27 protein-coding genes are annotated in these 24617 nt (G+C 63.4%); 12 read left to right on the forward strand and 15 right to left on the reverse strand.

The features are described from left to right. Positions 1–66: 66 nt before the first annotated feature. Complete coding sequence (ybgF, locus tag QMN23_RS15210) at positions 67–705, reverse strand: tol-pal system protein YbgF (protein ID WP_282000181.1); 639 nt, start codon at positions 703–705, stop codon at positions 67–69. 259 nt (positions 706–964) lie between these two features. Between ybgF and QMN23_RS15215 the strand changes: the two genes are divergently transcribed. The 9 genes from QMN23_RS15215 (at position 965) to QMN23_RS15255 (ending at position 10884) form a co-directional block, all read left to right on the forward strand. Then, entirely contained in the window at positions 965–2176 is a 1212-nt protein-coding gene (locus tag QMN23_RS15215; RefSeq protein WP_282000182.1) for a peptidase U32 family protein, read from the forward strand. 17 nt (positions 2177–2193) lie between these two features. Beyond that, positions 2194–3855, forward strand: coding sequence for a glycosyltransferase family 39 protein (locus QMN23_RS15220; RefSeq protein ID WP_282000183.1), 1662 nt, complete (start codon positions 2194–2196; stop codon positions 3853–3855). A 99-nt stretch (positions 3856–3954) separates the two neighbouring features. Next, on the forward strand, positions 3955–5118 hold the full coding sequence (locus QMN23_RS15225) for a DegT/DnrJ/EryC1/StrS family aminotransferase (RefSeq protein WP_282000184.1): 1164 nt from the start codon (positions 3955–3957) through the stop codon (positions 5116–5118). A gap of 76 nt (positions 5119–5194) precedes the next feature. Continuing rightward, complete coding sequence (locus tag QMN23_RS15230) at positions 5195–6133, forward strand: glycosyltransferase (RefSeq protein WP_282000185.1); 939 nt, start codon at positions 5195–5197, stop codon at positions 6131–6133. A 202-nt stretch (positions 6134–6335) separates the two neighbouring features. Continuing rightward, positions 6336–7256 (forward strand): formyltransferase, encoded by a 921-nt coding sequence (locus tag QMN23_RS15235; RefSeq protein ID WP_282000186.1) that lies wholly within the window; start codon positions 6336–6338, stop codon positions 7254–7256. Positions 7257–7284: 28 nt separating this feature from the next. Further along, positions 7285–7860: an undecaprenyl-diphosphatase gene (locus QMN23_RS15240; protein ID WP_282000187.1), complete on the forward strand. Its 576-nt coding sequence runs from the start codon at positions 7285–7287 to the stop codon at positions 7858–7860. Positions 7861–7893: 33 nt separating this feature from the next. Continuing rightward, the gene (locus tag QMN23_RS15245) at positions 7894–8934 is read left to right on the forward strand and encodes a bifunctional UDP-4-keto-pentose/UDP-xylose synthase (protein WP_282000188.1); all 1041 of its coding nucleotides are present in this window, start codon (positions 7894–7896) and stop codon (positions 8932–8934) included. Between the two features lie 91 nt (positions 8935–9025). Then, on the forward strand, positions 9026–9931 hold the full coding sequence (locus QMN23_RS15250; protein ID WP_282000189.1) for a 4-deoxy-4-formamido-L-arabinose-phosphoundecaprenol deformylase: 906 nt from the start codon (positions 9026–9028) through the stop codon (positions 9929–9931). Positions 9932–10065: 134 nt separating this feature from the next. Continuing rightward, positions 10066–10884: an RMD1 family protein gene (locus QMN23_RS15255; protein ID WP_282000190.1), complete on the forward strand. Its 819-nt coding sequence runs from the start codon at positions 10066–10068 to the stop codon at positions 10882–10884. Between the two features lies 1 nt (position 10885). Here the strand turns inward: QMN23_RS15255 and QMN23_RS15260 are convergent, their stop codons facing one another. From QMN23_RS15260 to sixA, 10 genes are all read right to left on the reverse strand, one after another. Then, a complete protein-coding gene (locus QMN23_RS15260; RefSeq protein WP_282000191.1) occupies positions 10886–11068 on the reverse strand; it encodes a hypothetical protein in 183 nt (60 codons plus the stop codon). 194 nt (positions 11069–11262) lie between these two features. Next, a complete protein-coding gene (locus QMN23_RS15265) occupies positions 11263–11550 on the reverse strand; it encodes a hypothetical protein (protein ID WP_282000192.1) in 288 nt (95 codons plus the stop codon). A gap of 98 nt (positions 11551–11648) precedes the next feature. Continuing rightward, complete coding sequence (locus QMN23_RS15270; RefSeq protein ID WP_282000193.1) at positions 11649–13013, reverse strand: histidine kinase; 1365 nt, start codon at positions 13011–13013, stop codon at positions 11649–11651. Between the two features lie 224 nt (positions 13014–13237). Next, the gene (locus QMN23_RS15275) at positions 13238–14776 is read right to left on the reverse strand and encodes a Ppx/GppA phosphatase family protein (protein ID WP_282000194.1); all 1539 of its coding nucleotides are present in this window, start codon (positions 14774–14776) and stop codon (positions 13238–13240) included. Beyond that, positions 14773–15663 carry a CHAD domain-containing protein gene (locus QMN23_RS15280; protein WP_282000195.1) on the reverse strand — a complete coding sequence of 297 codons (891 nt, stop codon included), beginning with the start codon at positions 15661–15663 and terminating at the stop codon, positions 14773–14775. The genes QMN23_RS15275 and QMN23_RS15280 overlap by 4 nt, the downstream gene beginning before the upstream one ends. 3 nt (positions 15664–15666) lie before the next feature. Beyond that, positions 15667–16053: a hypothetical protein gene (locus QMN23_RS15285; protein ID WP_282000196.1), complete on the reverse strand. Its 387-nt coding sequence runs from the start codon at positions 16051–16053 to the stop codon at positions 15667–15669. Then, complete coding sequence (locus QMN23_RS15290) at positions 16046–16738, reverse strand: dTMP kinase (protein WP_282000197.1); 693 nt, start codon at positions 16736–16738, stop codon at positions 16046–16048. Before QMN23_RS15290 ends, QMN23_RS15285 begins: the two co-directional genes overlap by 8 nt. Positions 16739–16855: 117 nt before the next feature. Further along, positions 16856–17542 (reverse strand): dTMP kinase, encoded by a 687-nt coding sequence (locus QMN23_RS15295; RefSeq protein WP_282000198.1) that lies wholly within the window; start codon positions 17540–17542, stop codon positions 16856–16858. Continuing rightward, a complete protein-coding gene (locus QMN23_RS15300; protein WP_282000199.1) occupies positions 17539–18066 on the reverse strand; it encodes a helix-hairpin-helix domain-containing protein in 528 nt (175 codons plus the stop codon). Before QMN23_RS15300 ends, QMN23_RS15295 begins: the two co-directional genes overlap by 4 nt. 54 nt (positions 18067–18120) lie before the next feature. Next, positions 18121–18612 (reverse strand): phosphohistidine phosphatase SixA, encoded by a 492-nt coding sequence (gene sixA, locus QMN23_RS15305; RefSeq protein WP_282000200.1) that lies wholly within the window; start codon positions 18610–18612, stop codon positions 18121–18123. Positions 18613–18799: 187 nt separating this feature from the next. Between sixA and QMN23_RS15310 the strand changes: the two genes are divergently transcribed. Genes QMN23_RS15310 through QMN23_RS15320 form a run of 3 tightly spaced genes read left to right on the forward strand, consistent with a single transcriptional unit; the run spans position 18800 to position 21532 of the window. After that, positions 18800–19147 (forward strand): YcgN family cysteine cluster protein, encoded by a 348-nt coding sequence (locus QMN23_RS15310; RefSeq protein ID WP_282000201.1) that lies wholly within the window; start codon positions 18800–18802, stop codon positions 19145–19147. Then, a complete protein-coding gene (locus tag QMN23_RS15315; protein WP_282000202.1) occupies positions 19131–20426 on the forward strand; it encodes a DUF6178 family protein in 1296 nt (431 codons plus the stop codon). Before QMN23_RS15310 ends, QMN23_RS15315 begins: the two co-directional genes overlap by 17 nt. 29 nt (positions 20427–20455) lie before the next feature. Further along, on the forward strand, positions 20456–21532 hold the full coding sequence (locus QMN23_RS15320) for an ATP-binding protein (RefSeq protein ID WP_282000203.1): 1077 nt from the start codon (positions 20456–20458) through the stop codon (positions 21530–21532). Here the strand turns inward: QMN23_RS15320 and mtaB are convergent. From mtaB to QMN23_RS15340, 4 genes are all read right to left on the reverse strand, one after another. After that, on the reverse strand, positions 21519–22808 hold the full coding sequence (gene mtaB, locus QMN23_RS15325; RefSeq protein WP_282000204.1) for a tRNA (N(6)-L-threonylcarbamoyladenosine(37)-C(2))-methylthiotransferase MtaB: 1290 nt from the start codon (positions 22806–22808) through the stop codon (positions 21519–21521). The two genes, QMN23_RS15320 and mtaB, sit on opposite strands and share 14 nt — an antisense overlap. Positions 22809–22926: 118 nt before the next feature. Further along, positions 22927–23352, reverse strand: a complete 426-nt coding sequence (locus QMN23_RS15330) for an RrF2 family transcriptional regulator (RefSeq protein ID WP_282000205.1) — start codon at positions 23350–23352, stop codon at positions 22927–22929. Between the two features lie 3 nt (positions 23353–23355). Next, positions 23356–24033 (reverse strand): serine O-acetyltransferase, encoded by a 678-nt coding sequence (gene cysE / locus QMN23_RS15335; protein WP_282000206.1) that lies wholly within the window; start codon positions 24031–24033, stop codon positions 23356–23358. Between the two features lie 117 nt (positions 24034–24150). After that, positions 24151–24555 (reverse strand): hypothetical protein, encoded by a 405-nt coding sequence (locus QMN23_RS15340; protein ID WP_282000207.1) that lies wholly within the window; start codon positions 24553–24555, stop codon positions 24151–24153. Positions 24556–24617 lie beyond the last annotated feature (62 nt).

The raw sequence follows: 24617 nt of genomic DNA on the forward strand, positions 1-24617 counted from the left end.
GATGCAGCCGTGACGGGGAACTCGACGGCGGAGACCGGACCGGTCGCCGCCCCCTTTCTCATCACGTTACTTCCCGGCACCGGCCAGCCGCTCCCGGGCCTTGGCCGCGGCCGGGCTGTTCGGGTACTGGCCGATCAGCGTCTCCAGGGTCGACTTCGCCCGGTCGTTCTCTTTCATGGCATAGAGAGTGAAGCCGGTTTTCAGCAGGGCATCGGGGACCTTGTTCCCCCGGGGATACTTGTCGACCACCATCTTGAAGGAAGCCAGGGCTTTGGCAAGGTTGGACTGGGAGTAGTAGCACTCACCGATCCAGTAGAGGGCGTTGCCGGCATAGTCGCTGGCGGGGTTCGCCGCCAGGAACGATTCGAAGGCCTGGATGGCGGCGGGGTACTTGTTGGCACTGTAAAGGCCGAAGGCGTTCAGGTACGCGACGGGCGGGCCGGCATCCTTTTCCCGGGCCGACAGGTCGCGATTGATCACTTCGATCTTGCCGGCCGGCGGCGCCAGTTGGGCAAACCGCTCGGAGACATTGTCCTGCAGCTCCCGCTGGGCGGTCTTGAGCTGCTCGATTTCGACCGCCTGGGTCTGCAGCTGCCCCCGGAGCCCCGCGATCTCGGTGCCGAGAGCGGCGAGTTTTTCCCCGGACGAGGAAGAGGACTGCTGGAGCTGGTCAAGCCGCGCCCCCATCTCCGTCTGACGCTGCACCAGGAGATCCTGGTTCGCGCACCCGGTAACGGCAAGGAGACAAAAAACGGCAGTCGCGTATCTGGACGGTCCCATCGCCCCTCCACGGTCGATTTGTCAGGATACTAAAAGGCATTTCCCCAGTTTTGTCAAGGATAAAGCTCCCCTTTGGGGGTTTCCTTGACCGGCGTTCTGTGCTACGATTCGGGGCTATTGCGCTGCCGTTCGGCGGCGCGCTGAAAATTTCAGCATAATGCATGCCAACAAGAGGTTCACCACCGTGCGTATCCCCGAACTGCTCGCCCCAGCCGGCAATATGGAAAAGCTGCGGATCGCCATCCACTATGGCGCCGACGCCGTGTACCTGGGGGGTGCCAAATTTGGGCTCCGCAACCTGGCCGACAATTTCACCCTCAGCGAACTGGCTGACGCGGTCGCCTACGCCCACGACCGGAGGGTGAAGGTTTACCTGACGGTCAACAGCTTCCCCGACAACGACGAACTCGCCGAGCTCGACCGCTATCTTGAAGAGGTGGCGGCCATCCCTTTCGACGCCTACATCGCCGCCGATCCCGGGGTCATCGCCACCATCCGCCGCATCTCCCCCGAACGGGACATCCACCTCTCCACCCAGGCCAACACCACCTCCTGGCGGAGCGCCCTGTTCTGGCAGGAGCAGGGGATCAAACGGATCAACCTCGCCCGGGAGATGGGGCTGGCGGCGATCACCGAAACCCGGCAGCGGGTCGCGGCCGAGCTGGAGGTATTCACCCACGGCGCCATGTGCATCTCTTACTCGGGGCGCTGCCTCCTCTCCAGCGTGATGACCGGCCGCAACGCCAACAAGGGTGAATGCGCCCACCCCTGCCGCTGGAGCTACGCGCTGGTGGAAGAGACCCGGCCCGGCGAATATTTCCCGGTGGTGGAAGATCAGCGCGGCACCTTCATCTTCAATTCCAAAGACCTCTGCCTGATCCGCTACATCCCCGAACTGGTCGGCGCCGGCATCGACTCGCTGAAGATCGAGGGACGAATGAAAGGGATTCATTACGTCGCCTCGGTGGTCCGGGTCTACCGCGATGCGCTCGACCGCTTTGCCGCCGATCCCGCCGGCTACCGCTTCCAGCCCGTCTGGCTCGACGAACTGGCCAAGATCAGCCATCGCGGCTATACGACCGGCTTCTTCCTCGGCAAGCCGGTCGACGTCGACCAGGAGTACGACTCCCGCTACCGGCGCAGCCACGAATTCGTCGGCATCGTCGAAGAAGTCGCGGCCGACGGCAGCCTGACCATCGAGGTACGGAACCGGCTCGTCGCCGGCGAGACCGTCGAATTTGTCGGTCGGCAGTTGACCGCCAACAGTTTCCGCCTCGACGGCTTGACCGGCATCGCCGGCGAGCCGCTCGCCGAGGCCCATCCGAACCAGCGGATCAGACTCCGCCCCCCCTTCGCCGCCGAGCGTTTCGACCTGCTCCGCCGGCAAAACCCATAACCGGCAAGGAACCATCCATGACCCCTCTGTTGCAGTTTTTCACCGCTCGCGAAGGGAGCGCCCGGCGCGACCTGTTCACCCTGACCGCCCTCTTCGGCTTTGCCCTCTTTTTCCGACTGGGGGCGCTCCCCCTTATCGACCCCGACGAAGGACGCTACGCGGAGATCCCCCGGGAGATGCTCGAACGGGGCGACTTCATCACTCCCCACCTGAACTACGTCAAATACTTCGAAAAGCCGCCGCTCCACTACTGGCTCGACGCGCTCTCCTTCAAGCTGTTCGGGCTGAACGAATTCGCCGCCCGCCTCCCCGGAGCGCTAATGGCACTGGTCGGCATCCTCTTTACCTACCACCTGGGACGGCGCTGCTTCGGCCGGAAGAGCGGCCTGTACGGGGCGCTGGTCCTCGGCAGTTCCCTCGGCTGGCTGGTGATCGGCCGCTACAACGTCATCGACATGACCCTCAGCGTCTGCATGACCCTGGCCCTCGGCTGCTTCCTGCTCGCCAGCCGGCCGGAAGAGCGGCACCCGGGGCGTTACTATTATCTCTTCTACCTGTTCGCCGCCCTGACCGTCCTTGCCAAGGGGCTGATCGGCCTGGTGCTCCCCGGCGGCATCATCCTCTTCCAGTTGCTACTGACCGGCCGCTGGCGGCTCTTAAAGGAGATGCGCCTCCCGACCGGCATCGCCCTGTTCCTGCTGGTCGGTGCCCCCTGGTTCGTCGCCGTGTCGCTGCGCAATCCCGAATTCGCCCGTTTCTTCTTCATCCACGAGCATTTCGAGCGCTTCCTCACCAAAGTGCACGGCCGCTACGAGCCCCCCTGGTTCTTTATCCCGGTCCTAGTCGGCTTCATGCTCCCCTGGTCGCTGTTCATCCCCGCCACCGTCAGGGGAATCTGGCGGGAGCGCCAGACGGCGGCAGGCGAGGCCCGGCTCTACCTCCTGCTCTGGAGCGCAATCATCTTCGTCTTTTTCTCCCTCTCCGACTCCAAGCTGGTCCCGTACATCCTGCCAATCTTCCCGGCAGTGGCACTGTTGATCGGCGACCTGTTCGACCGGTGCGTCGAGCGGCCGGCGGGCCTCCGGCTCCCGGCCTGGCTGGCGGCGGGACTCCTGACGATCGGCGGAATCGGCGTCGCCCTCTACCCGTTTCTCGCCCAGCGGCCCCGCTTTTCGGTGACGGACATGGCGATCATCGGCGGCATCCTGCTCGTCGAGGGGGTGGCGGCGCTTTTGTTACTGAGCAGGCGGGCGCTTCCGGCCACCCTGGTCGCCTTCTGCCTGATGTCCTACCTGCTGGCCGTCGCCGGCGCACCGCGGGTGCTGGCCCGCACCGCCGAGCGAAAATCGTCCAAGGAACTCGGCCTGCTGGCCCGCGCCAAGGCCGGCCCCGAAACGGTGCTGGCGACCTTCGGCATGTACCGCCAGGGACTGAGCTACTATGCCGAACGGCGGGTAGTACTGGTCAACAACCGCAACGAGCTCGATTTCGGCAGCAAGATCGGCGACCAGAGCGCCTGGTTCATCAAAACGCCGGCCTTCATCGCCTTGTGGAACTCGCCGACCCAGGTGATCGCCATGATCGGCAAAGACGACCTGGCCAAGCTCGCCCCGCAGCTGACGAAGCCGCCGCAGCTGCTCGGCAGCCAACAGGATGTGCTGCTGGTCGCCAACTATTAAGCGGAGGAAATCTTGCCGCCGGGGATGTAAACAACTGGCGGTCGGCGCGATTTTGTGCCATAAATGGATGTTTGCGCGTCGTCTTTTCGGAGGTCTGCCATGCGTTCGGAATTTCTGCCCTTTTCCACCCCTACTATCGATGAAGAGGAGATCAGCGAGGTCGTCGACTCCCTGCGCTCCGGCTGGATCACCACCGGCCCGAAGGTCAAACGGTTCGAAGAGGAGTTCAAGGCCTACGTCGGCGCCCCCTTCGCCATCCCCCTCAGCTCGGCGACGGCGGGGCTCCACCTGACCCTGCTCGCCCTCGGCATCGGCCCGGGGGACGAAGTGATCACCACCCCGCTCACCTTCGCCTCGACGGTCAGCATGGTGATCCTGGTCGGCGCCACGCCGGTCCTCGCCGATATCGAGCCGGGAACCCTCAACATCGATCCGGTGAAGATCCGCGAGAAGATCACCCCGCGAACCAAGGCGCTGATCCCGGTCCACTTCGCCGGCCAGTCGTGTGACCTGGACCCGATCTTTGCCATCGCCCGGGAGTTCGGCCTCCAGGTGATCGAAGACGCCGCCCACGCTATCGGCACCGAGTACAAGGGACGGAAGATCGGCACCTTCGATTCGATCTCGATCTTCTCCTTCCATCCGAATAAGAACATCACCACCGGCGAGGGGGGGATGGTCTGCACCAAGGACGAGACACTGGCCGAAGAGATCTCGCTGCTCAAGTTCCACGGGATGAGCCGCGAGGCCTGGAAGCGCTTCTCCGCCGCGGGGACCCCCAACTACGACATCCTCCTCCCCGGCTTCAAGTACAACATGATGGACATCCAGGCGGCAATCGGCATCCATCAGCTGCCGAAGCTCGACGGCTTCATCGCCAGGCGGACGGAGATCGCCGACTTCTACACCCGGGAGTTTGCCGACGTGGCGGAGCTGGCGCTCCCGGCCTACGCCCCCTACGAGCAGCGCCATGCCTGGCACCTCTACACGCCGCTGGTCCGGATCGAGCTTTTGACCATCGACCGGGACCGCTTCATGGCCGAGCTGAAGGCGCGCAACATCGGCACCGGCCTGCACTACAAAGCGATCCACCACCACGAATATTACCGGAAGGTGATGCCGGTCCCGGCCGGTAGCCTCCCCAACGCCGACTACGCGTCGGAGCGGATTCTCTCGCTCCCCCTCTTCCCGAAGATGACCCTTGACGACGCCCGGGATGTGGTGGCGGCGGTAAAGGACGTTATCGCGCGCTTCAGAAAATAACGATGTATGGGCAGGCCCCCATGCCTGCCCATAAACAGGGCAACCACTGGGTGGGTACCCCTACAGGAACGAACCCATGTCACAACAACCCTACGTCTCCATCATCATCCCGGTCTACAACGAGGAGGGGAACCTCCCCAACCTGATGGGCCGGCTCTACCCGGTCATGCAGGGGCTCGGCAAACCGTTCGAGATCATCTTCACCGACGACGGCAGCCGCGATCGCTCCCTGGCCATGCTGACGGAGATGGCCGCCACCTATCCGGAAGTGCGGGTGATCGAGTTCAACGGCAACTTTGGCCAGCACATGGCGATCATGGCAGCCTTCGAGGTCAGCCGGGGCGAGATCATGATCACCCTGGACGCCGACCTGCAAAACCCGCCGGAGGAGATTCCGAAACTGGTGGCCGAGGTGGAGAAGGGGCACGACGTGGTGGGGAGTATCCGCCAAAAGCGGCAGGACACCTTCTTCCGCAAAACTGCCTCGATGATGGTCAACATCGTCACCCGCAAGATGACCGGGATGCGGATGAGCGACTACGGCTGCATGCTCCGCGCCTATCACCGAAACGTGGTGAACAACATCAATCGTTGCCAGGAGACCTCCACCTTCATCCCGGCCCTGGCCCAGACCTTTGCCGCAAGCCCGTCCGAGGTGCCGGTGGCCCATGCGGAGCGGGCCGAAGGGGAGAGCAAGTACTCCCTCTACAAGCTGATCCGCCTCAACTTCGACCTGATGACCGGTTTTTCCGTGGTCCCGCTCCAGCTCTTCGCCCTCCTGGGGGTATTCACCTCGCTCTTTGCGGTGGCCTTCGCCGTCTTCCTCCTGGTCCGCCGCTTCATTGTCGGTGCCGAGGTGGAAGGGGTCTTCACGCTCTTTGCCATTCTCTTCTTCTTCGTCGGGATCACCATCTTCGGCATCGGCATCGTCGGAGAGTACGTCGGACGGATCTACCAGGAGGTGCGGCGGCGGCCGCGGTATGTGGTGCGCCGGACGCACGGCTTCGGGGAGTGACGGTGGCCGCTTTTCCGCCATCTCTGCGTCAGGCTTCGCGCCGCTCTTGTGCGGCGTAGCGCCGCTACGCCTCCGCGGCGGCGCTCGCCTTCCTTGACCTGACGAAAAATCGGCCACCGTAAGGTCAGATCGTAAGTGAACAAACTATTTCTGTGCTCAACGGGTCATACCGGCCGGTTGACTCGAGTTCCGGGTAATGCTCATGAAAAAAACTACGCTTGTCGTCTGTGCCTACCATAACGTCGGCTACCGCTGCCTGGAGGAGCTGCTCCGCCAGGGGGCGGACGTCCGGCTGATCTTCACCCACGAGGATTCGCCGACCGAGGAGATCTGGTTCGCCTCGGTGCGCGAACTGGCCGACCGGCACGGTATCCCCTGGCGAACCACCGACGTCAACCTGCCGGAGAATCAGGCACTGCTCCGGGAACTCGCCCCGGATTTTCTCTTTTCCTTTTACTACCGGAACATGATAAAAGGAGAAGTTCTGGACATTCCCCGCTGCGGCGCCCTGAACCTGCACGGCTCCTATCTCCCCCGTTATCGGGGACGGGTGCCGGTCAACTGGGCGGTGATCAACGGCGAGACGGAAACCGGCGCCACCCTCCACTACATGGTCGAAAAACCGGACGCCGGCGACATCGTCGACCGGGAGAAGGTCGAAATCGCCTTCACCGACACGGCCCTCGACGTTTTCAACAAGGTTACGGTGGCAGCAGTGACGGTTATCAGCCGGAGCTTTCCACTACTGGTCGCCGGCACCGCCCCCCGGCAGCCGATGGACCTGGGAGCGGGGAGCTACTTCGGCGGGAGGAAGCCGGCCGACGGTCTGATCGACTGGACGAAGGGTGCCAAGCAGATCTACAACTTGGTACGCGGGGTGACCCACCCCTATCCCGGGGCCTTCACCTTCCGTGCCGGCAAGAAGGTGATCATCTGGCAGGCCTGGCCGGTGGCGGGAAGCGGTGCGCCGGGCGCGATCGTCTCGACGGCACCGCTGGTGGTCGGGACCGGCGACGGGCTCCTGGAGATCCGTACGCTGCAGGAAGAAGGGGCGCCGGAGCAGCCGGCCGCCGCCTGGATCGCCGCCACGGGGCTTACCGGCGGCACCTTCGCCAACGACTGATCCACCGGGAAAAGGAACGACGCGAACCATGAATCAGAGCCTCTTTCTCGCCATCAACAGCCTGGCTGGCAGAAACGTCGTCGTCGACCGCATTGCCGTGCTGGTGGCCAACTATCTGCCGCTCCTCTTCATCGCCAGCGCGCTCTGGCTCTGGTTCGCCAATCGCGACGTCCGTGAACGGCTGCTGGCGGCCGGCGAGAACGTGCTGCTCGCCATGGGGATCAACCTGGCGATCACGCTCGGCTCTTTTCACCCCCGCCCCTTCATGGTGCAGCGAGTGCACTTGTTAATCCGGCATGCTCCGGAAACGTCCTTTCCGTCCGACCATGCTACCTTCATGTTCGCCCTGGCCTTCCTGCTGCTCGCCGAAACGCGGCTGCGCGGCACCGGCCTGATCCTGGCCGTGCTCGCCCTCTTCGGCGGCACCGCCCGGGTTTTTTGCGGGGTCCATTACCCGTTCGACATTTTCGGTTCGGCATTGGTCGCCCTGGCGGCCACCGCCCTGCTCCGTTTTCCGCTCGCCCGGCCCGCCACCGCGCTGAACCGGGCGATCCTGCACCGCTACGACCTGCTGGCGACGCGGTTGGCTGCCACCCGGCACTGACCCGCCCTCCCGGCTGCCATCAAAGGAGAAACTATGAAAGTTCTGATCCTCGGCGTTAACGGCTTCATCGGCAATGCCCTCACCAAACGGATCCTCGACACCACCGACTGGGAAGTCTACGGTCTCGACATGAGCGACAACAAGCTCGAACACTCTATCGGTCATCCCCGTTTCCACTTCCTGGAAGGGGACATCACCATCAACAAGGAGTGGATCGAGTACAACATCAAGAAATGCGACGTGGTGCTGCCGCTGGTAGCGATCGCCACGCCGGTCACCTACGTCAAGGACCCGCTGCGGGTCTTCGAACTCGACTTCGAGGAGAACCTGAAGATCATCCGCCAGTGCGTCAAGTACAAGAAGCGGGTCATCTTCCCCTCCACCTCCGAGGTCTACGGGATGAGCCCCGACCGGGAGTTCGACGAAGAGAATTCGCCGCTCCAGCTCGGCCCGATCAACAAGCAGCGCTGGATCTACTCCTGCGCCAAGCAGATGCTCGACCGGGTGATCTACGCTTATGGCGAGCAGGAAGGGCTGCGCTACACACTGTTTCGCCCCTTCAACTGGATCGGCCCGAAACTCGACTCCATCTCCACCGCCAAGGAGGGAAGCTCGCGGGTCCTTACCCAGTTCCTCTACAACATCCTCGCCGGCGAGCCGATCCAGCTGGTGGACGGCGGCAACCAGCGCCGTTCCTTCACCTTCATCGAGGACGGCATCGACTGCCTGATGCGGATCATCGAGAACAAGGACGGCTGCGCCGAAGGAGGCATCTTCAACATCGGCAACCCGGGGAACGACCTGTCGGTCAAGGAGCTGGCGGAAAAGCTGATCGCCCTGGTGAAGGAATACCCCGCCTACCGCGACAAGGCCGAGGTGTGCAAGATCATCGAGGTTTCCTCCGGGCAGTTCTACGGCAAGGGGTACCAGGACATGCTGACCCGGGTCCCCTCGGTGAAGAATGCGCGGCAGCGGCTCGGCTGGGAACCACGGACCGTTATCGACGAGGCCCTGCGCAAGACCCTCGATTTCTATTTGATCGAGGAGAAGGAAAAGATCGAGCACCTGCTGTGAAAACCCGTTTTTTCGCAAGCTCAAGGCGATCCCGCACGACAACGCCGAAATTGCGGAAAAGCGACGTTTTCTTGATCGGCACATGACCATCATGCCACCTACTATTGCCCTGAAAATTGATGTCGACACCTACGTCGGCACCCGCGATGGCGTGCCGCGGCTGCTGGAGATCCTCGACCGCTTCGGGATCAAGGCCACCTTCTATTTCTCGCTCGGGCCCGACAACTCCGGCAAGGCGATCCGCCGCATCTTCACCCGCAAGGGGTTCCTGCGCAAGATGCTCCGCACCAGGGCGCCGTCGGTCTACGGTCTGCGGACGCTGATGTACGGCGTCCTGCTGCCGCCGCCGATCATCGGCATGAAAGCGCCGGCCGTGATGCGCCAGGCGGCTGCCCGGGGGCACGAGGTCGGCATCCACTGCTGGGACCACGTCAAGTGGCACGACCTGCTCCCCTGGATCCCGAAAAAAATGGTGGCGCTGGAGCTGGGGCGGGCATCGGCCCTGTTCGAGGAGGTCATCGGTCGCCGGGCCAAGACCACCGCGGCACCGGGGTGGACCATCTCCCCCGATTCGCTGGAGATCCAGGACGCGATGTACCTCACCTTTTGCAGCGACAGCCGGGGACGGGCACCGTTCTACCCGGTGATGGACGGGCGCAGCTTCACCACCCTGCAGATCCCGACCACCCTGCCGACGATGGATGAACTGCTCGGCGAAGGGGCAATCACCGCGGCCAACATCAACGACCACTACCTCTCGCTCCTTACCCCGGGACTCAATGTCCACACGATCCACGCCGAGCTCGAGGGAGGCGTCCTGGCAACGGTCTTCGTCGACCTGCTGGAACGGCTCCGGGCGCAGGAGGCCCGCTTCGTCACCCTCGGCGAAGTTGCCGAGGAGATCCGTCGCGGCAGCGCTCCCCGCTGCGAGCTGGCGATGGGCGAGCTGCCGGGGCGAGCCGGCAACGTCGCCATCCAGGGGCGGCAACTCGATTAACCAAGGCGGGCCTATCGGCCCGCCTTTTTTGTGCCCGCCGGCGCAAGCGCGGTATTTGCAGAGCACGGCGCAATGGGCTATGCTGGTAATGGTGCGGCAACAATGGCGGCAGGGGTGACGGGAGGTGGCTGGTGATGATTGAATTCAATGCCTGTGCGCTGGCGGGGGAACTCGATCTGAACCGGCTGGCGGCCGAGCTCGGCTTCCCCCGGCGCTACCGCTGGGAAGAGCCGATGGTCCTCGACCTGGCCAGTCTGAAGCCGCTGACCGGCGACCGGCAGGACGAACAGCGGGTCTACCTCTATTTTTTCGGTGGGGTGGTCTTCATCAACTGCACGGGGGAGGAGATCAACTCGTTCTTCTGGAGCATGGCCCACTACGCCGAGCAATTCGCTGAACTGCCGGGAAACCGCTATCGCGACGAATATTCGCTCCGGGTCGAGGAAGGGGAAAAGATTGCCGTAACCAACGATGTGGCGGCGATGCCGGACTACAACCCGGCCTACGCCGAAACCATCGCCTTCGTCCTCGCCAAGTCGGTGGCGCTGGAGCGGATCGAGGAACGGGTCGATCTGGTGCTCGACGAGATGGAGGGGCTGATCAGCCTGCTCGACCGGGGGAAGCTGGAACTTTCCGACCGGCGGCTGGCCAAGCTCGCATCGAGCATCCTGACCTACAAATACCAGTCGATCGCCCACATCATGATTCTCGACAAACCGGACATCACCTGGGAGAATCCGGAAGCCGACCGGCTCTACCTGACGCTGGCCAACCTCTTCGAGCTGAGCCAGCGCTACAACGAAATCAAGCACAAGGGTGAGACGCTGCTCGACATCACCCAGGTCTTCACCAGTCTCAGCCACGCCCGCCGGGCGACCCGCCTCGAATGGATCATCATCGTCCTGATCTTCATCGAGATCGTCATCTACCTGTTCGAAATTCTCCGCAAATAACCTACAGGCCGCCGGCCAGGGCATAGCGCTCCCGCTCCGGCTGGGGATCGGGGTGGGCAAACTGCCGGTGACAGGCGCCGCAGGTTACCGTCCCGGCGGCAAAGCGCTGCTGGAGGACCAGGTTTTTCGTGTCGCACCACTCGCAGTACCAGGCGTAATAATCACCCAACGGAATAATGTTCATCGTCGAACCTCCTTGTCAGTTCTGCTCTCCATCCTATCCGCCCGACACTGCAGCCACTTTACACCAACGATACAATCAGGAAAAATTTGCCCGGGCGAAATAAAAAATGGGAGGGGATCGTTCCCCTCCCCATCACACACAAAGGAGTTGTTGTCGATATGCCGCGGGCCTGACCACCACGGCCGGCGACGGGATCAGTTTCCCCCGCCGGTGCCGATCATGATTTCGTCCAGCAGCTTGTTGGCCTCGTCAAGCTTCTCCTGCAGCTTCTGCAGATCGCTGACGGAATAGACCTTCTTGCCTTTCCTGATCTCGGCATGAAGTTTCTTGATCTTCTGCTGCAGACTGTCGACATCGTGGGCGCAGTTTTTCGACGCCAACAGGCACTGGTTCTTCTCTTCCTTGGTCATTTCGGCAGCGATCGCCGGCACGGTCGCCGACAGCATCACTGCCGCCATCACCATCACCGCTACACGTTTCATGGGATAACCTCCGCTTCGGGTAATGAGTTGCTCACGGACCGCCTGCGCGGCCAAAGAATGGGAAGACCGGGAGTGCCGGCGGCACTCCCGGTCGGCGATTAGAAGGCATAGTTCAGCATGATTCTCGTCAGGTAGGGATCGCGGGGATCCTGGCCATTGGCGGCAGTCCGCTTGAAGTAGTCGCCGAGCATGACATAGGCCCCCTGCAGGCTGGCAGTCAGGTTGTCGTACACTTTGTAACCGACTTCGGCGTTCAGCTCGGTACCGAGGTACTGGCTGTCGTGCTTGGCATCGCCGGCGGTGGTGGTACCGAAATTGTCGTTGTTCTTGTCCGCGGCAACGAAGCCGACGTTGGCATTGGCAAACAGCTTGCTGGTGATCGGGGCGTTGTAGCCGACAAAGCCGCCGATGACGTTGCGGATATTGTAAAGGATGGCCCGGTCGCCGGAGACGTTCCATTTGTTGCGGAACATAATCATCATGTCGGCCTCGTTGAAGCTGTGCTCCGCATTCCCCTTGGAGGTCTCGTTGGTCACCGGCACGTATGAGGAGTCATCCGGGTTGGGATTCTGCTCGCCGGAGGCATAAAGGAAGGTGGCCTTGAGGGTGCCGGGGCCCACTTTCGCCTTGGCGGTCAGGTTAGCCGCCCAGCCGCCGAAGTCGACCTTGCTGGCAGTGCTGGTCCGGCCGAGCTGGTAGAGGACGAAGCCGTCGACAGTGACCGGATCGAACTTGTACTCGCCGTTCACCCCGATGGTATGGAGGGTGTAACTGTACTGCGGGTCGTCCTTCTGGTCGGCGGTGAGGACGTAGTAGGCGGCGCCCACTTTCAGGTCTTTGCTGATGCCGTACTTGCCGTCCAGCAGGTAGAGGTCGCGGGTGGCCTTGCCGGGGGTCGAAGCGGAACGGTTGGCCGCCGAGGCGAGGGTGAAGGTATCGGCATCGTCGAGCCGCGAGAAGCCGGCCATGATCGAGCCGTTGCCGAGCTTGGCAGTGGCGAGGATCGCCGCGGCATCGGCATTGATGAAGATCCCCTTGAAGGAGTCGGCCACCGGCTGGATCCCGACCTTGACGTTCAGCGGCGTCGAGGGGATGTTGAAGTCGAGGTAGACGTTCTTGGTTTCGAGGTTGGTGGTATCGGCGCCAATGGCACCGCCGACGTTGCGGGAAGTGGTGTAGGAGTTATCGCCCCAGCGGGAGTCGATCTCGAAGTGGGTCACCAGCTTGAGGTCGTCGTTGGCCTTGGCGATGTACATGAGCCGGGCCCGCTGCTCGACGAAGCTCTTGGTCTGGGGATCCGTCTCCTTCGGCAGGGCGGTGCCCGAACCGCCGTCGGCGTAGTTCGAGACGGTGCCGAACACCCGGAACATCCCGTGGAACTCGTTCTCCAGCGCCAGGGCCGGAACCGCCGTGGCTACCGTCAGGGCGCCGGCAGCGGCTACAGCCAAAACTTTCTTTTTCATCTAATGCCTCCTGTGAAATATGAGTCCCCTGACGGCAAGTCAGGTTCGTGCAACGCATGACAACCGGCCGGTTCGCACCGGCAGACGCGACGACCATACCGGTCCCGTATTGCAGTAGCGTTACAGCAACCTGAACAATCTGCAATAACTGGCAGAAAATGGTGGGTGGGAACGAAGGAGAATTTGCCTGGAGGGAAAGAAGACCGGACGGAACCGGCAGGGGGTCACCCCGCCTGCTCGGCCGCCAGCAGCAGTTTTTTGCGGAACGCCTCTTCGAAGAGGTCTCCCTTGAGCTTGCCGCCGAACAGCTCGACGGAGGCCTCGCCGCAGCTTTGCAGGGTAACGATGAAGGTCCCTTCGCCCAGCGAGCAATTGACGCCGCTCACCTGGCTGTTGCGGCGCCGGTCGAGGCCGTCGGCCAGCCGGAGGATGCCGCCGAGCCGGCTGACGAGAAGCCGGTCCGGTTCGGCCAGCCGCTGGTAGGGCTCGTGCTTCTTCTTGGGGAGGGCCTTGCGGTGGTAGCGGGCGATATTGGCGATCAGCTCCCGCTCCCGCGGGGTGAAGCCGAAAATGTCGCCATGGCGGATCAGGTGGTAAGAGTGCTTGTGGTGGCTGGAATAGCTGATGAAATAGCCGACATCGTGGAGCAGCGCCGCCGCCTCGAGGAGCCGCCGGCTCTCCTCTCCCAGCCGGTAGACGGAATCGAGGGCGTCGAACATCATCAGCGCCAGCTTCGCCACCTGGAGGGCGTGTTCTTCGTCGGCATGGCAGGAGCGAGCGAAATCGAGCACCGCAGTCCGCCAGGATCCCGGCTCACCGGCCGGCGGGAGCAGGCCGTGAGTCCGCAGCCCACGCAGGATCAACCCTTCGCGAATCCCCCGTTCGTTGACCCGCAGCAGGTTGGCATCGAAGAAACGCATCAGCTCGTCGACCACGGTCACCCCGGCGAGGATGATGTCGGCCCGGTCGGGATTCAGCCCCGGCACCTCCCGGCGCCCCTTGAGGTCCTTGCGCTCCAGCATCGCCAGCAGATGCACGACCTCCGAGCGGAGCACCTCGTAACGGTGGATTGAGCCGTACTCCTCCTTGCGCATCGCCATCACCATCGCGGCAATCGAGGTGATGGTCCCGCCGGAGCCGACCAGGCACTGGACCGGCGCCCGCTCCCCGGCAAAAGCTGCCTTGAGGGCCTCGCGGACATGCTTGCGCAGCTTCTGCAGATCGGTCCGCTTCGCCGGGTCGCCGGTGATGAAGGTATCGGTGAGGAAGACCGCCCCCAGTTCGAGGGAGTAGATCTCCTCGATATGGGAACCGAGCGCCGTCACCACCTCCAGGCTGCCGCCACCGATATCGATCATCGCGTAGCGGACCCCTTCCAGGTCGAAATGGTTCCGCACCGACAGGGCGGCCAGTTCAGCCTCTTCCTCGCCGCCGATCACTGCCACCCGCAGGCCGATCCGCTCGGCGATGGCGGCAATGAAGTCGCTGCCGTTCGCCGCCTTGCGGACGGCGCTGGTGGCAACCGCCTCCATCGCCTTGACACCGTAGCCGTCGACGATCTTTTTCATCCTGCTCAACGCGGCCAACGCCCGGTCCCAGGCCGCCGAGCCGATCTTGCCGCTTGCCGCCAACCCCTCGCCGAGCCGCACGGTCGCCTTCTCGTCGTCGAGGACGCGAAACTTGCCGGTATTCGTCACTTCAACGACGATACAGCGGATGGAGTTGGTGCCAATATCGATTGCCGCCAGTCGGTTACGTGTCACAAGGCTTTCCTTACCTGCTCGCCGATCGTCGCAAAGGGATGGGCCGCCAGCAGGGCGGCGAACGCGGCGAAATGATGCCGCCGGTGGGCGGCGAGCGTCTCGAGAATGACACACTCGGTAGCGGATGGCAATCCCTCTTGGCGCACCAGCTCGGCAAAGACGTCCAGGTCGTGCAGCGTGCCGAGCAGCTCCTGGTACTGCTTGACCAGACCGTGGATCGTCGCATAGCCGTCACTGAGGAGAAACGAGAGGATTTCCAGCCGATAGCGGTAGTGCTTGACGGCAATCCGCAACCGGTGCTGGGCCGCCGCATCCTCCTCCCGGCTGGCCGCCGGTACCAGTTCCAGGAGCTCGGCCAGCCGACCGGCGAAACTTTCGCCGGCGAAGGCGCCGATGGTCATGAAGGGATCGATCGGCAGGGCCGTGGCAGAAAACACCCGGGGGCGGGCGACAATTTTCGCCAGGGCGGCATGGGTAGCCCCGGCATGAAGGTTGGAGAGGGCGGTGTGCAGATGGTGCGCCTCCGTCTGCCGGCGCTGCTGGTAGCGGCCGACGAGGTCACCCAGGGGGGCGCAAGCAGCCGGCGCCGCAGTGGCCGCCAGCTCGCGAAAGAACAGCAGCGCCTCGTCGGCGTTGCGCAGCGCGCCGAGAAGCCGGGTGATCCGCCGCACCGGGCGAACGCCCTGGCGCAGCGCGGCCGGCCGGTAAAGTGGCGCAAAGAGCAGCAGCCCTTCGCGCAGCCGGCGGGAGGAGACCCGCAGGTCGTGGATGTCTTCGGGATCAAGCGTCCGCTGGGCCTGCCGCCAGCGGGCAAAAAAATCGTCGACCCGCAGGGCGAGCAGTGGCGGTGCGGCGAGCCAGAGCGGCGTCACGCCCGAGACTCGCACCGGTTACTCTCCCGACTCCGCCCGCCGATCCGGCGCCGGCAAGGCCCGGTTGCGGCGCGGCCGGCCGCACGTTTCCTGCTGCAGCTCCATGAACTGCTCCATCAGTTCGCCGACCAGCCGGTCCAGCTCCTTCAGATCCCGCAAGCGCCCCTTATGCGGCTTGACCTTGAGCCGATGGAGCTCCCGCAGCCACTCCGGCGCCGCGTCGCGTACCCGTTTCCGCGGCAGCGTCTCCAGACAGCCGAGCAAGGTCTCGATCTCTCCTTCGCGCCTGAGGATAAAACTTTCACCGATCTCGCGCACCACCGAACGGAGAAGCTTCAGCTCGCAGGCAACCTCGTTGTACAGATCTTCCGTTTTGCCGCCGGAACTCCGCTCGCCATCACTCATCGGTGCCTCCACCAAGAACGCCTTCCACCCGGGCAAAGATTTCGCCGGCCACCGAACGGACCGAGCGGTTGCCATTGACCATGTGGAAGCCGTATTCGTGCTCCATCAGGGCGAACTCCTTCTGGATCAGCCGTTGATAGCGGATGAAGCTGTCAAAGATGTCCCGGGAAAGGCCGAGATCCATTCCCGATTCCCAGTAGTCGAGGGTGGCGTTCTTGCGGAAGTTCCGTTCTACCAGTTGTCCCGGGCTTACCCGCAGGTAAATGACCAGGTGGGGAATCAGCGCCATCCCGTAGAGGGAGCGGACCCATTCCCGGTCGGCGCCGCGGACGATATCGCGGGCCATCAGCGTGTAGATGTAACGATCGGCCAAGACGATGAAGCCCGCCTTCAATGCCGGAATGATCCGGTTCTCCAGCTGGTCGGCAAAATCGGTGGCATAGAAGAGGCTGCGGGTAATCTCGCCGAGGACATTCCCCTTCTTCGCTTCCGCCAGCTCTTCGGAAACCAGGGTGGACCGCCGCAGACCGACATTGAGGGTGGCATGGCCGCGGTTCTCCAGGAAATCGCGGAGCAGCTCCATCTGGGTAGAGCGGCCGGAACCGTCAGCGCCTTCGATCACGATCAGCGTGCCGGCCAATTCACCCGGCTCGACGCCGGGAATACCTTCTCCATAAAAGCGCATAAAAAACTAGGCAATTGGCTCCGGACGCCGGTCTTCCCCCGCTCGCCCCCGGCAGGGGGGGGCCGACCGTCACGTCTCGCCCGCCTTCCTCCTTATGTTCCGGCACTTGCCGGCTGGTCAGCGCACCGCCCGCCACCGGAAACGCGGCAGGTCGAACGCCTCGGTCACCAATTCCCGTACCTGCTCCTGCTGGGCCTCGATCGCCGCTGCCCCATCGATGGTGACAAAGGAAAACTCATCGGTCATGCTCAGGTATTCGCGGTAAATCCGTTCCTGGAAGAGCCGGAAGCTTTCGTAGGGATCGCTCGAAAGGCTCAAGTCCATCCCCGCTTCGTGATACTTAAGCTGGGGACGTCCGGAAAGGATCCGGCCCAGCGCCACCGGCAGCGGCGTATTGAAGAAGAGCGCCAGGTTGGGGTGGCGGGCGAAGCCGTAGAGCCGGCGCAGCCAGGCGCGGGAGCAGCCGCGGACCGCGTCGCGGGCAAAGGCAGTATAGATGTAGCGATCGCAAAGCACCAGGTAGCCAGCCTTGAGTAGCGGCAGAATCTGCTGTTCGTAACGGTCGGCGAAATCGGTGCAGTGGATGAGGCTGAAAGTTGTCGGGGTCAAAAGCTGCCGTTTCTTCCCCTTGCTCGTCGCTTTCTTGACGATTACCGACGAGTTCCATTCGGTGAAAAAGACCTTCAGACCCCGCATCTCCAGCCAGCGTTTGAGCAGGTAGATCTGGGTCGATTTGCCGGAACCGTCCAGCCCTTCGACCGCAATGAGCTTGCCGGGGAGTTCTTCGTCCAGATGGCGATTCATTTCGCCACGATCCGCTTCAACGACTTGCGCGCCCGCCGGAGCCCTTTTTCCACCCCCTTGAGGCCCTCCTCGGCCAGGCCGGCCAGCCGTTTCTCCGCCTTGGCCAGCCCTTTGCCGGCCCGCTTGACCCGACTCTCCAGCTTGGTCTCGGTCCTGGCGAGGGCCGCCGCCATCTTCAGCAGTTCCTTTTCGAGCTTCTTGCCCGTCTTTCCCTGCAGTTCCTCGCCAAAGCGCTCCTTGGCGCTACGGGCGATTCCCTCCACCTGATCGCGAAGTGTCGTGGCGGCGGCCTTCAATTCCTCGACCCGCTTGGCCCGGTCGGCCTTCCCCTGCTTCGCCAGGTCGGTTGCCTGGGCAATGATCGAAGAGACGGCACGGGGATTGATCCCCTTGATCGCTTTCAGCCCCTCCTCGCCGAGAGCGGCAACCTTGGCGAAACTGTCGTGGCCGGCCTCGACCAGGCGGCGCGCCAGCACCTCGCCAATCCCTTTGATCTTCTGCAGTTCTTTTTCGGTGGCCTTCATCGTCATTCCTCCATTTCATCAGGATACCGGCATTATCATCCCGTTCTCGGAGCGTCACTCCCCCAGACGGTCAATCTTTTCCCCGTTATGGACCAGCCAGCGGAAACTGGCCGCCCCCATCGCCGCAGCGCCGAGCTTCAGGGCGATAATCATTCCTTTTTTAAGCGGCACGGCGACCTCGCGGCCGAGCAGCACCCCGGCCAAGGCACCCAGGTCCGGCTCGTGGCCGACGACCACCAGCCGGCGGACCGCCGGATACCGCGCCAGCAACATGGTCAGCTGCCGGAGGTCAAATCCGGGAGCGGCCTCGGCGGCCATCGCCAATTCTCCCTCGTATTGCAGGGCCTCGGCAAGAATCTCCGCCGTCTGGATCGCCCGGACCAGCGGACTGGTCAGGATGAGATCGGGACGCAGCTTCTTCCGGGCAAGCAGCCGGGCATTGGCGCGAAAGGAGCGCCGCCCCGCAGTGGTGAGCCAGCGTTGTTCCTCGGCAACCGCCGGACTCCGCTCGACCGCTTCCGCGTGGCGAACCAGATAGAGCTTCATATCCCTGCCTCCGGCAGAATGTGTATGCCCCATCTGGTATTTAAACAACAACCCAGGCATTTGCAACCCAAAGCCGGGCTTTTGTCGCAATATAAGCGAATATTAACACCGTTGTAACATTAGACCAGATCAAGCTCCCCCACCTTCCCGATTGACAGTCCCGCCCGAGATTCGGTATGCTCCCTTGATGGAAACGACCGACCAATCCGGCGATGCCTGGGAAGCGCTCTGTCAGCGTTGCGGCCTCTGCTGCTTCGAAAAATTCGAAGACGAAACGGGCATTGTCTTTTTCACCTCGACACCCTGCCGTTATCTCGATGTGGTCAGCCGCCAGTGCGTCATCTACGATCGCCGCTTCACGATTAATCCCGAGTGTGTCAAACTGACCGAAGAACTGGTACGGGAGCTCAACTGGCTCCACGACGAATGCGCCTACCGCCGCGCTCTGGGCCTCAGCCGCCGGCCGGGCAGGGCGACGGCGGCAAGCGGACGGCAGAAGGCAAAGGAGCCCGACAAGAATGGGAAACGGAAATAATCCCCGGGACAAGGTTGTCAGCCTGGCGTCAGCCCGGCAGGCAAAAGGGAGCGGTGCGGATTTCGCCACCCTCCCCCTGGCAGAGCAACTCGATCATTTGCGCCGCCAGCCGGCCGGCCGGCAGCTCAAGCTGATCACCCGCGCGCCGCGGCCAAAGGAACTGGCCCGGAACATCCCCGAGCAGGAGCTGTATTGGCTGGTCAAGGAGGTCGGCGAGGCGGACGCCGGCGAACTGCTCGAACTGGCGTCGCCGGAGCAGCGGACCTTCATCCTGGACATGGAACTGTGGGAACGGGGGGTCTTCTCCGCCGCCAATGCCTACCGCTGGCTTGGCCACCTGCTGGATGCCGGCGAAAGCGTGGTGACGGAGCAGCTCCCGGAATTGGACCCGGAGCTGTTGGTCCTGGCGCTCAAGCAGGAGATCAGCGTCGGCGGCGGCATCGGCGAGTTGGCAAGCGACGACGAGCGAACCGCCGACTGGGATCACTCCTTTGACAATATTTATTTCATCACCTTCAAGAATCCCCGTCATGCCCGGACAATCGGGGCCTTTCTCGACATTGCCTATCGCACCAATCACGGGCTTTACCTGGAGCTGATGGAAGGGATCAAAGGGGAGATCGGCAGCGAACTGGAGGAACTGGCGCTCCAGTTCCGTACCGGGCGCCTCGCCGACCTCGGATTTCCGGACCTGGAAGCGGCGCGAAGCATATACGGTCGCCTCGACCCGGCCAGCTTCACCCTGAGCGGCGAAAAAAAACTGGTCGGCGGCGGGAGTACCGGCCCCATCCTGCAGCTGCCGTCGCTGCCGGGCCCGGCCGACTCCCTGCTGAACCGGGCGATGTCACATGCCGGCGACGAAGGGGTGAGCCAGGAACTGGCCTACCTTGCCGGCTGCGCCCTGGTAGCAGACGACGCCGCCCTCCACGAGCGGGCAGCCGGGGAGGAGATCTTCCGGCGGGTCCACGGCTATCTGAACATCGCCCTGGAATACCTGGCCGGCAACGACATTGCCCGGGCCGCCACTATCCTGGTCGACGAACCGCTGAAGCGGCTCTTCCAGCTCGGTTTCAGCATCGTTCTCGGGCTGCGCACGGCAGCGACGGGGCTCGCCAGCGACGATTACGCCACCGGCAAGGGGCTGCGCGGCCTCAGGGAAACCCCTCCCCGCTACTATCGGGCCTTTGACCCCGACGGCATCGACGATTTTCGCGAATTCAACAGCATGGACGACGTCCGGCAGGTCGGCAAATTTCTCCGCACCGTCGCCGGCACGTGAATATCCCTACCCCGGAGGAAGCGAGCGCCATGAAACGGCAGCCACAGGTGGTGTATCTCGGCAGCGCCGGCGATCTGTTTGCCAGGATCGGCGAAACCCTTACCCGAGGCGACCTCGACTGTGAGCTGGTCGCGGCGGGAGACTCCGACAACGGCCTGGCAAGCGCGGAGCGCGCCGACCTGGTCATCGCCCCACTCCCCGACGAGTCGAACCGGGAACAGCTACTGGCAACGATCCGTGGCCGCTACCCGGACAGCCCCCTGATCTGCGTCACGCCACGCCTCGACGCCGAGCAGGCCGTCGATCTGGTCCGGCTCGGCGCCACCGACCTGGTGCTCGACGACCACCTGGAGCGGCTGGTGCCGGCAATGAGCCGGCTGCTCGGCGGGGCAACCGGGATTTCGTCCCCGGAGCGGCTCGCCCGGGAGCTCGAATCGCTTCAGCAGGAGTTCAAGGCGTTCTGCCACTCGGTATCCCACGACCTCCGGGCGCCGCTCACCATCATCGACGGCTTCAGCAAGGCAATCCTGGAAGATTGCGCCGACCAGCTCGACGACCAGGGCCGCACCTACCTGGAACGTATCAGGGTCGCCAGCTGCCGGATGTCGCGGCTGATCGAGGCACTGCTCACCCTTTCCCGCCTCAACCGCGCCCCCTTTCACCCGGAAGAGACCGACGTCAGCGCCATTGCCCGCACCATCGAGCAGGAACTCCGCTACCTTCACCCGGAACGGACCGTATCGGTCAGCATCGCGGACAACATGACCGCCCTCGCCGACCGGCGCCAGCTCCGGACGGTTATCGAACAGCTCTTGAAAAACGCGTGGAAGTTCAGTGAAAAACAGCCGGAAGCGCGGATTGAAGTAGGCGAAACAACCAGGGAGGGGATAACGGTCTTTTTCGTGCGGGACAACGGCGCCGGCTTCAACATGGCCTATGCCGACAACCTGTTCGCACCGTTCCAGCGGATGCACCGCACCGAGGAATTCCCTGGCGACGGCATCGGTCTTGCCCTCGTGCAGCGAATTGTCCACCGGCACGGCGGCCAAATCTGGGCCGAAGCCGAAGTGGACCGGGGTGCCACCTTCTACTTCACCCTGCAATAACGCCCATCATCCCGTCCGTGGTCATCCCGGTGGCCCTCACCGCCACCTCCCGGTTGATCAGCGTCGGCTCGCCGGCAAACGTGACGGGAATGTAATTGCGCGACAACCCAGTCACAACGCCATCGCTACCGTCCTGCACCAGCACCGCCAGCTCGCGACCGACAAAGCGCTCGTAATAGGCGCGTTTTTTCCGTTCCGCCACGTCACGCAGCTCGGCGGCCCGGCGGCGGATAACCGCCCCATCCACCTGCCCCGCCATCCCGGCTGCCGGCGTACCGGGGCGGCGGGAATAGGGAAAGACATGGAGGTAGGCGATGGGAAGTTCTTCGACCAAGGTCCGGGTAGCGGCAAATTCCTCCTCGGTCTCGCCGGGAAAACCGACGATCACGTCGCAACCGATGCAGATGTCCGGCAACGCTGCCACCAGCCTGGTCACCACACCCCGGAAAGAGACCGCCGAATAGTGCCGGTTCATCCGCGCCAGCACCCGGTCGTCCCCGCTCTGCAGGGGGAGGTGGAGGTGGGGACAGGCCGTGGTGGAACGGGCAAGCCAAGCGATCAGATCGTCGCTCACTTCGTTCGGCTCCACCGAGCCAATCCGCAGCCGCGGCACGAGCTGCTGCCGTTCAATCGCCTCCAGAAGCGCCAGCAGCGAGGTCGGCGGTTCGAGATCGGTCCCGTAGCTGCCGAGGTGGATGCCGGTCAGCACCACCTCCTGGAAGCCGCGGCCGGCAAAGCTCCGTACCCCCGCAAGCGCCTCGTCGGGCGGCACGCTCCGGTTTCGTCCCCGGGCATATGGGACGATGCAGTAGGAGCAGAAGGCATCACAGCCGTTCTGGACCTGGAGGAAGGCCCGGGTATGTTCGGCGAAGCTTTCGAGGATCAACCCCGCGGCGGTCCGCTCCCGGGAAATGTCGGTAACGTGCACCTGAGCCGGCGAGGCTTCCTTCAGCAGCTCGACCAGCCCCCGCTTTTCACTGTTTCCGACCACCAGCGTCACCCCCGGCAAGACGCTGAGTTCTTCCGGCGCCACCTGGGCATAGCAGCCGGTCACGACCACCCGAGCGGCCGGATTGCGGCGGAGCGCCCGGCGGACGAGCCGCCGTGATTCCGCGTCGGTTCTGGCGGTAACCGTACAGGTATTGATCACGTAGATATCGGCGGCCTCCTCGAAGGGAACCAGCTGGAACCCTTCCCGGTCCAGGCTTTCGCAGATGGCGGCCGATTCGAACTGGTTGATCTTGCAACCGAGCGTGGTTATGGCAACTTTTTCCATCGATCAGGTTCCTTCGGTACCGGGCCGCAACGAGGCGCTCCCCGGCGCCACCATGCCGGAGCTGCCGGGATATCGCACAACGGGTGAAAGGTAAGCGGGGAAAACAGCGGGGGACGGCCTACTCGTCATGCCGGCCGCGGGCTTCGGCCACCAGGTCTTCAAGGGTAATCGAATCGAGAAACGTCTTGATCCGCTCGCCGAGTTTCTGCCAGACATTGTGGGTCGTACAGGCGGCCGGGCGGCTGCAGCGCCCCGTCGCCGCGTCCATGCAGGAAACCGGGTTCAGCGGCTCCTCCACCGTCGCGACGATCTCCCCCACCAGGATTTCGGAACTCTCCCGCGCCAACAGGTAGCCGCCGCCGGGGCCGCGCACGCTTTCGACGATCTTGCCGCGCCGCAACCGGTTGAACAGCTGCTCCAGGTAATTGAGCGGGATATCTTCCCGCTGGGCGATCTCCTTGAGCGAAACCGGTGTCCCCTGGCAATGGAGGGCCAGGTCAACCATGGCCCGCACCGCATACTGGGCTCGTGTCGACAGTCGCATCGTCTAGTCCTTCTTTTCGATCTCGCGTTTCAGCGCCGCGTGATCGGTTGCCAGTTCGCTGTACTTGCGTTCGAGCTCCCGCAGCTGCTCGAACAGGCAGGAGATGGCCTTTGCTTCCGGGTCGGGCAGGGTGCCATGCTCAAAGTCGGATTTCTCCTTCGGTCTCTCCGCCGCCATGACCACCCGGCCGGGGATGCCGACCACCGTGGCGTTGGCCGGCACTTCCTTGACCACCACCGAATTGGAGCCGATCTTGCTGCCGGCGCCGACCGTGAACGGCCCGAGCACCTTGGCTCCAGAGCCGATCACCGCGTTATCGGCCACCGTCGGGTGCCGTTTTTTCTTTTCCAGACTGACTCCGCCGAGGGTAACGCCATGATAGATCGTGACGTCGTCGCCGATTTCCGCTGTCTCGCCGATCACCACGCCCATGCCGTGATCGATGAACAGCCGGCGACCGATGGTCGCTCCGGGGTGAATCTCGATTCCCGTCAGCAGCCGCCCGACATGGGAAAGAAGACGGGCCATGAAATAATGCCGGTCTTGCCAGAGCCGGTGCGCCAGCCGGTGGAACCAGACCGCATGCAGCCCGGGATAACAGAAAAAGACCTCCGGCTTGCTTCGGGCTGCCGGGTCCCGTTCCAGCACCGTCTGGATATCCTCCCGCAATCGTGCGAACATGGGCTGTTCCTTCTCCGGGGCACCGCCCCCAGTCAGGGATGAAAATTCCGGCTATCGGGAAAAGCAACGATCCTCAAGCCATATCATTCAGGTAACATACCCTACAATTTTTGTCAACTATACTTTACCTTCTTCCGCCTCCCACTCACCCTGCTCCCACCGTTCGACCGCCACGCTGGCGCGAAAGCCGAGCAGCCCCGGCTTGGCGGCCAGCCGACGCAGCACTGCCAGCGCCCGCTCGGAACGGTAGCGGAGAGAGTAGACCGCAGCCATGCCGGCAGCCGCCCCGTCATAGTCTTCAGCCAGCTGCAGGAGGGCCTCCCGCCCCGCGGGGGAAGAATGGACAATCGCCGCGAACAGCTTGTCGAGCATCACGACATGCCGTTCGGCGCTTGCCGCATCCATTGTCTCCAGAGCCGTCGCATGGGCCTCCGCGGCGGCGGCAAAGCGTTTCAGCAGCCGTTGTAACGTTTCATCGCTCATGATCGTAAATAGAGAAAGGGCCTGGTCATCGTTGACCAAGCCCTTTAACCTTTCCTGGTGCCCGGAGCCGGGTTAGAATTGACAGCACAACACGCCGATAT

This window comes from Geotalea uraniireducens, from assembly GCF_027943965.1.
GTDB lineage: Bacteria > Desulfobacterota > Desulfuromonadia > Geobacterales > Geobacteraceae > Geobacter > Geobacter uraniireducens.

Excerpts from the sequence above, each read along its gene's own strand:
- QMN23_RS15220 (WP_282000183.1), top strand. The coding sequence starts at position 2,194 with ATGACCCCTCTGTTGCAGTTTTTCACCGCTCGCGAAGGGAGCGCCCGG.
- QMN23_RS15225 (WP_282000184.1), top strand. The coding sequence starts at position 3,955 with ATGCGTTCGGAATTTCTGCCCTTTTCCACCCCTACTATCGATGAAGAG.
- QMN23_RS15230 (WP_282000185.1), top strand. The coding sequence starts at position 5,195 with ATGTCACAACAACCCTACGTCTCCATCATCATCCCGGTCTACAACGAG.
- QMN23_RS15235 (WP_282000186.1), top strand. The coding sequence starts at position 6,336 with ATGAAAAAAACTACGCTTGTCGTCTGTGCCTACCATAACGTCGGCTAC.
- QMN23_RS15240 (WP_282000187.1), top strand. The coding sequence starts at position 7,285 with ATGAATCAGAGCCTCTTTCTCGCCATCAACAGCCTGGCTGGCAGAAAC.
- QMN23_RS15245 (WP_282000188.1), top strand. The coding sequence starts at position 7,894 with ATGAAAGTTCTGATCCTCGGCGTTAACGGCTTCATCGGCAATGCCCTC.
- QMN23_RS15250 (WP_282000189.1), top strand. The coding sequence starts at position 9,026 with ATGCCACCTACTATTGCCCTGAAAATTGATGTCGACACCTACGTCGGC.
- QMN23_RS15255 (WP_282000190.1), top strand. The coding sequence starts at position 10,066 with ATGATTGAATTCAATGCCTGTGCGCTGGCGGGGGAACTCGATCTGAAC.
- QMN23_RS15260 (WP_282000191.1), bottom strand. The coding sequence starts at position 11,068 with ATGAACATTATTCCGTTGGGTGATTATTACGCCTGGTACTGCGAGTGG.
- QMN23_RS15265 (WP_282000192.1), bottom strand. The coding sequence starts at position 11,550 with ATGAAACGTGTAGCGGTGATGGTGATGGCGGCAGTGATGCTGTCGGCG.
- QMN23_RS15270 (WP_282000193.1), bottom strand. The coding sequence starts at position 13,013 with ATGAAAAAGAAAGTTTTGGCTGTAGCCGCTGCCGGCGCCCTGACGGTA.
- QMN23_RS15285 (WP_282000196.1), bottom strand. The coding sequence starts at position 16,053 with ATGAGTGATGGCGAGCGGAGTTCCGGCGGCAAAACGGAAGATCTGTAC.
- QMN23_RS15290 (WP_282000197.1), bottom strand. The coding sequence starts at position 16,738 with ATGCGCTTTTATGGAGAAGGTATTCCCGGCGTCGAGCCGGGTGAATTG.
- QMN23_RS15295 (WP_282000198.1), bottom strand. The coding sequence starts at position 17,542 with ATGAATCGCCATCTGGACGAAGAACTCCCCGGCAAGCTCATTGCGGTC.
- QMN23_RS15300 (WP_282000199.1), bottom strand. The coding sequence starts at position 18,066 with ATGAAGGCCACCGAAAAAGAACTGCAGAAGATCAAAGGGATTGGCGAG.
- sixA (WP_282000200.1), bottom strand. The coding sequence starts at position 18,612 with ATGAAGCTCTATCTGGTTCGCCACGCGGAAGCGGTCGAGCGGAGTCCG.
- QMN23_RS15310 (WP_282000201.1), top strand. The coding sequence starts at position 18,800 with ATGGAAACGACCGACCAATCCGGCGATGCCTGGGAAGCGCTCTGTCAG.
- QMN23_RS15315 (WP_282000202.1), top strand. The coding sequence starts at position 19,131 with ATGGGAAACGGAAATAATCCCCGGGACAAGGTTGTCAGCCTGGCGTCA.
- QMN23_RS15320 (WP_282000203.1), top strand. The coding sequence starts at position 20,456 with ATGAAACGGCAGCCACAGGTGGTGTATCTCGGCAGCGCCGGCGATCTG.
- mtaB (WP_282000204.1), bottom strand. The coding sequence starts at position 22,808 with ATGGAAAAAGTTGCCATAACCACGCTCGGTTGCAAGATCAACCAGTTC.
- QMN23_RS15330 (WP_282000205.1), bottom strand. The coding sequence starts at position 23,352 with ATGCGACTGTCGACACGAGCCCAGTATGCGGTGCGGGCCATGGTTGAC.
- cysE (WP_282000206.1), bottom strand. The coding sequence starts at position 24,033 with ATGTTCGCACGATTGCGGGAGGATATCCAGACGGTGCTGGAACGGGAC.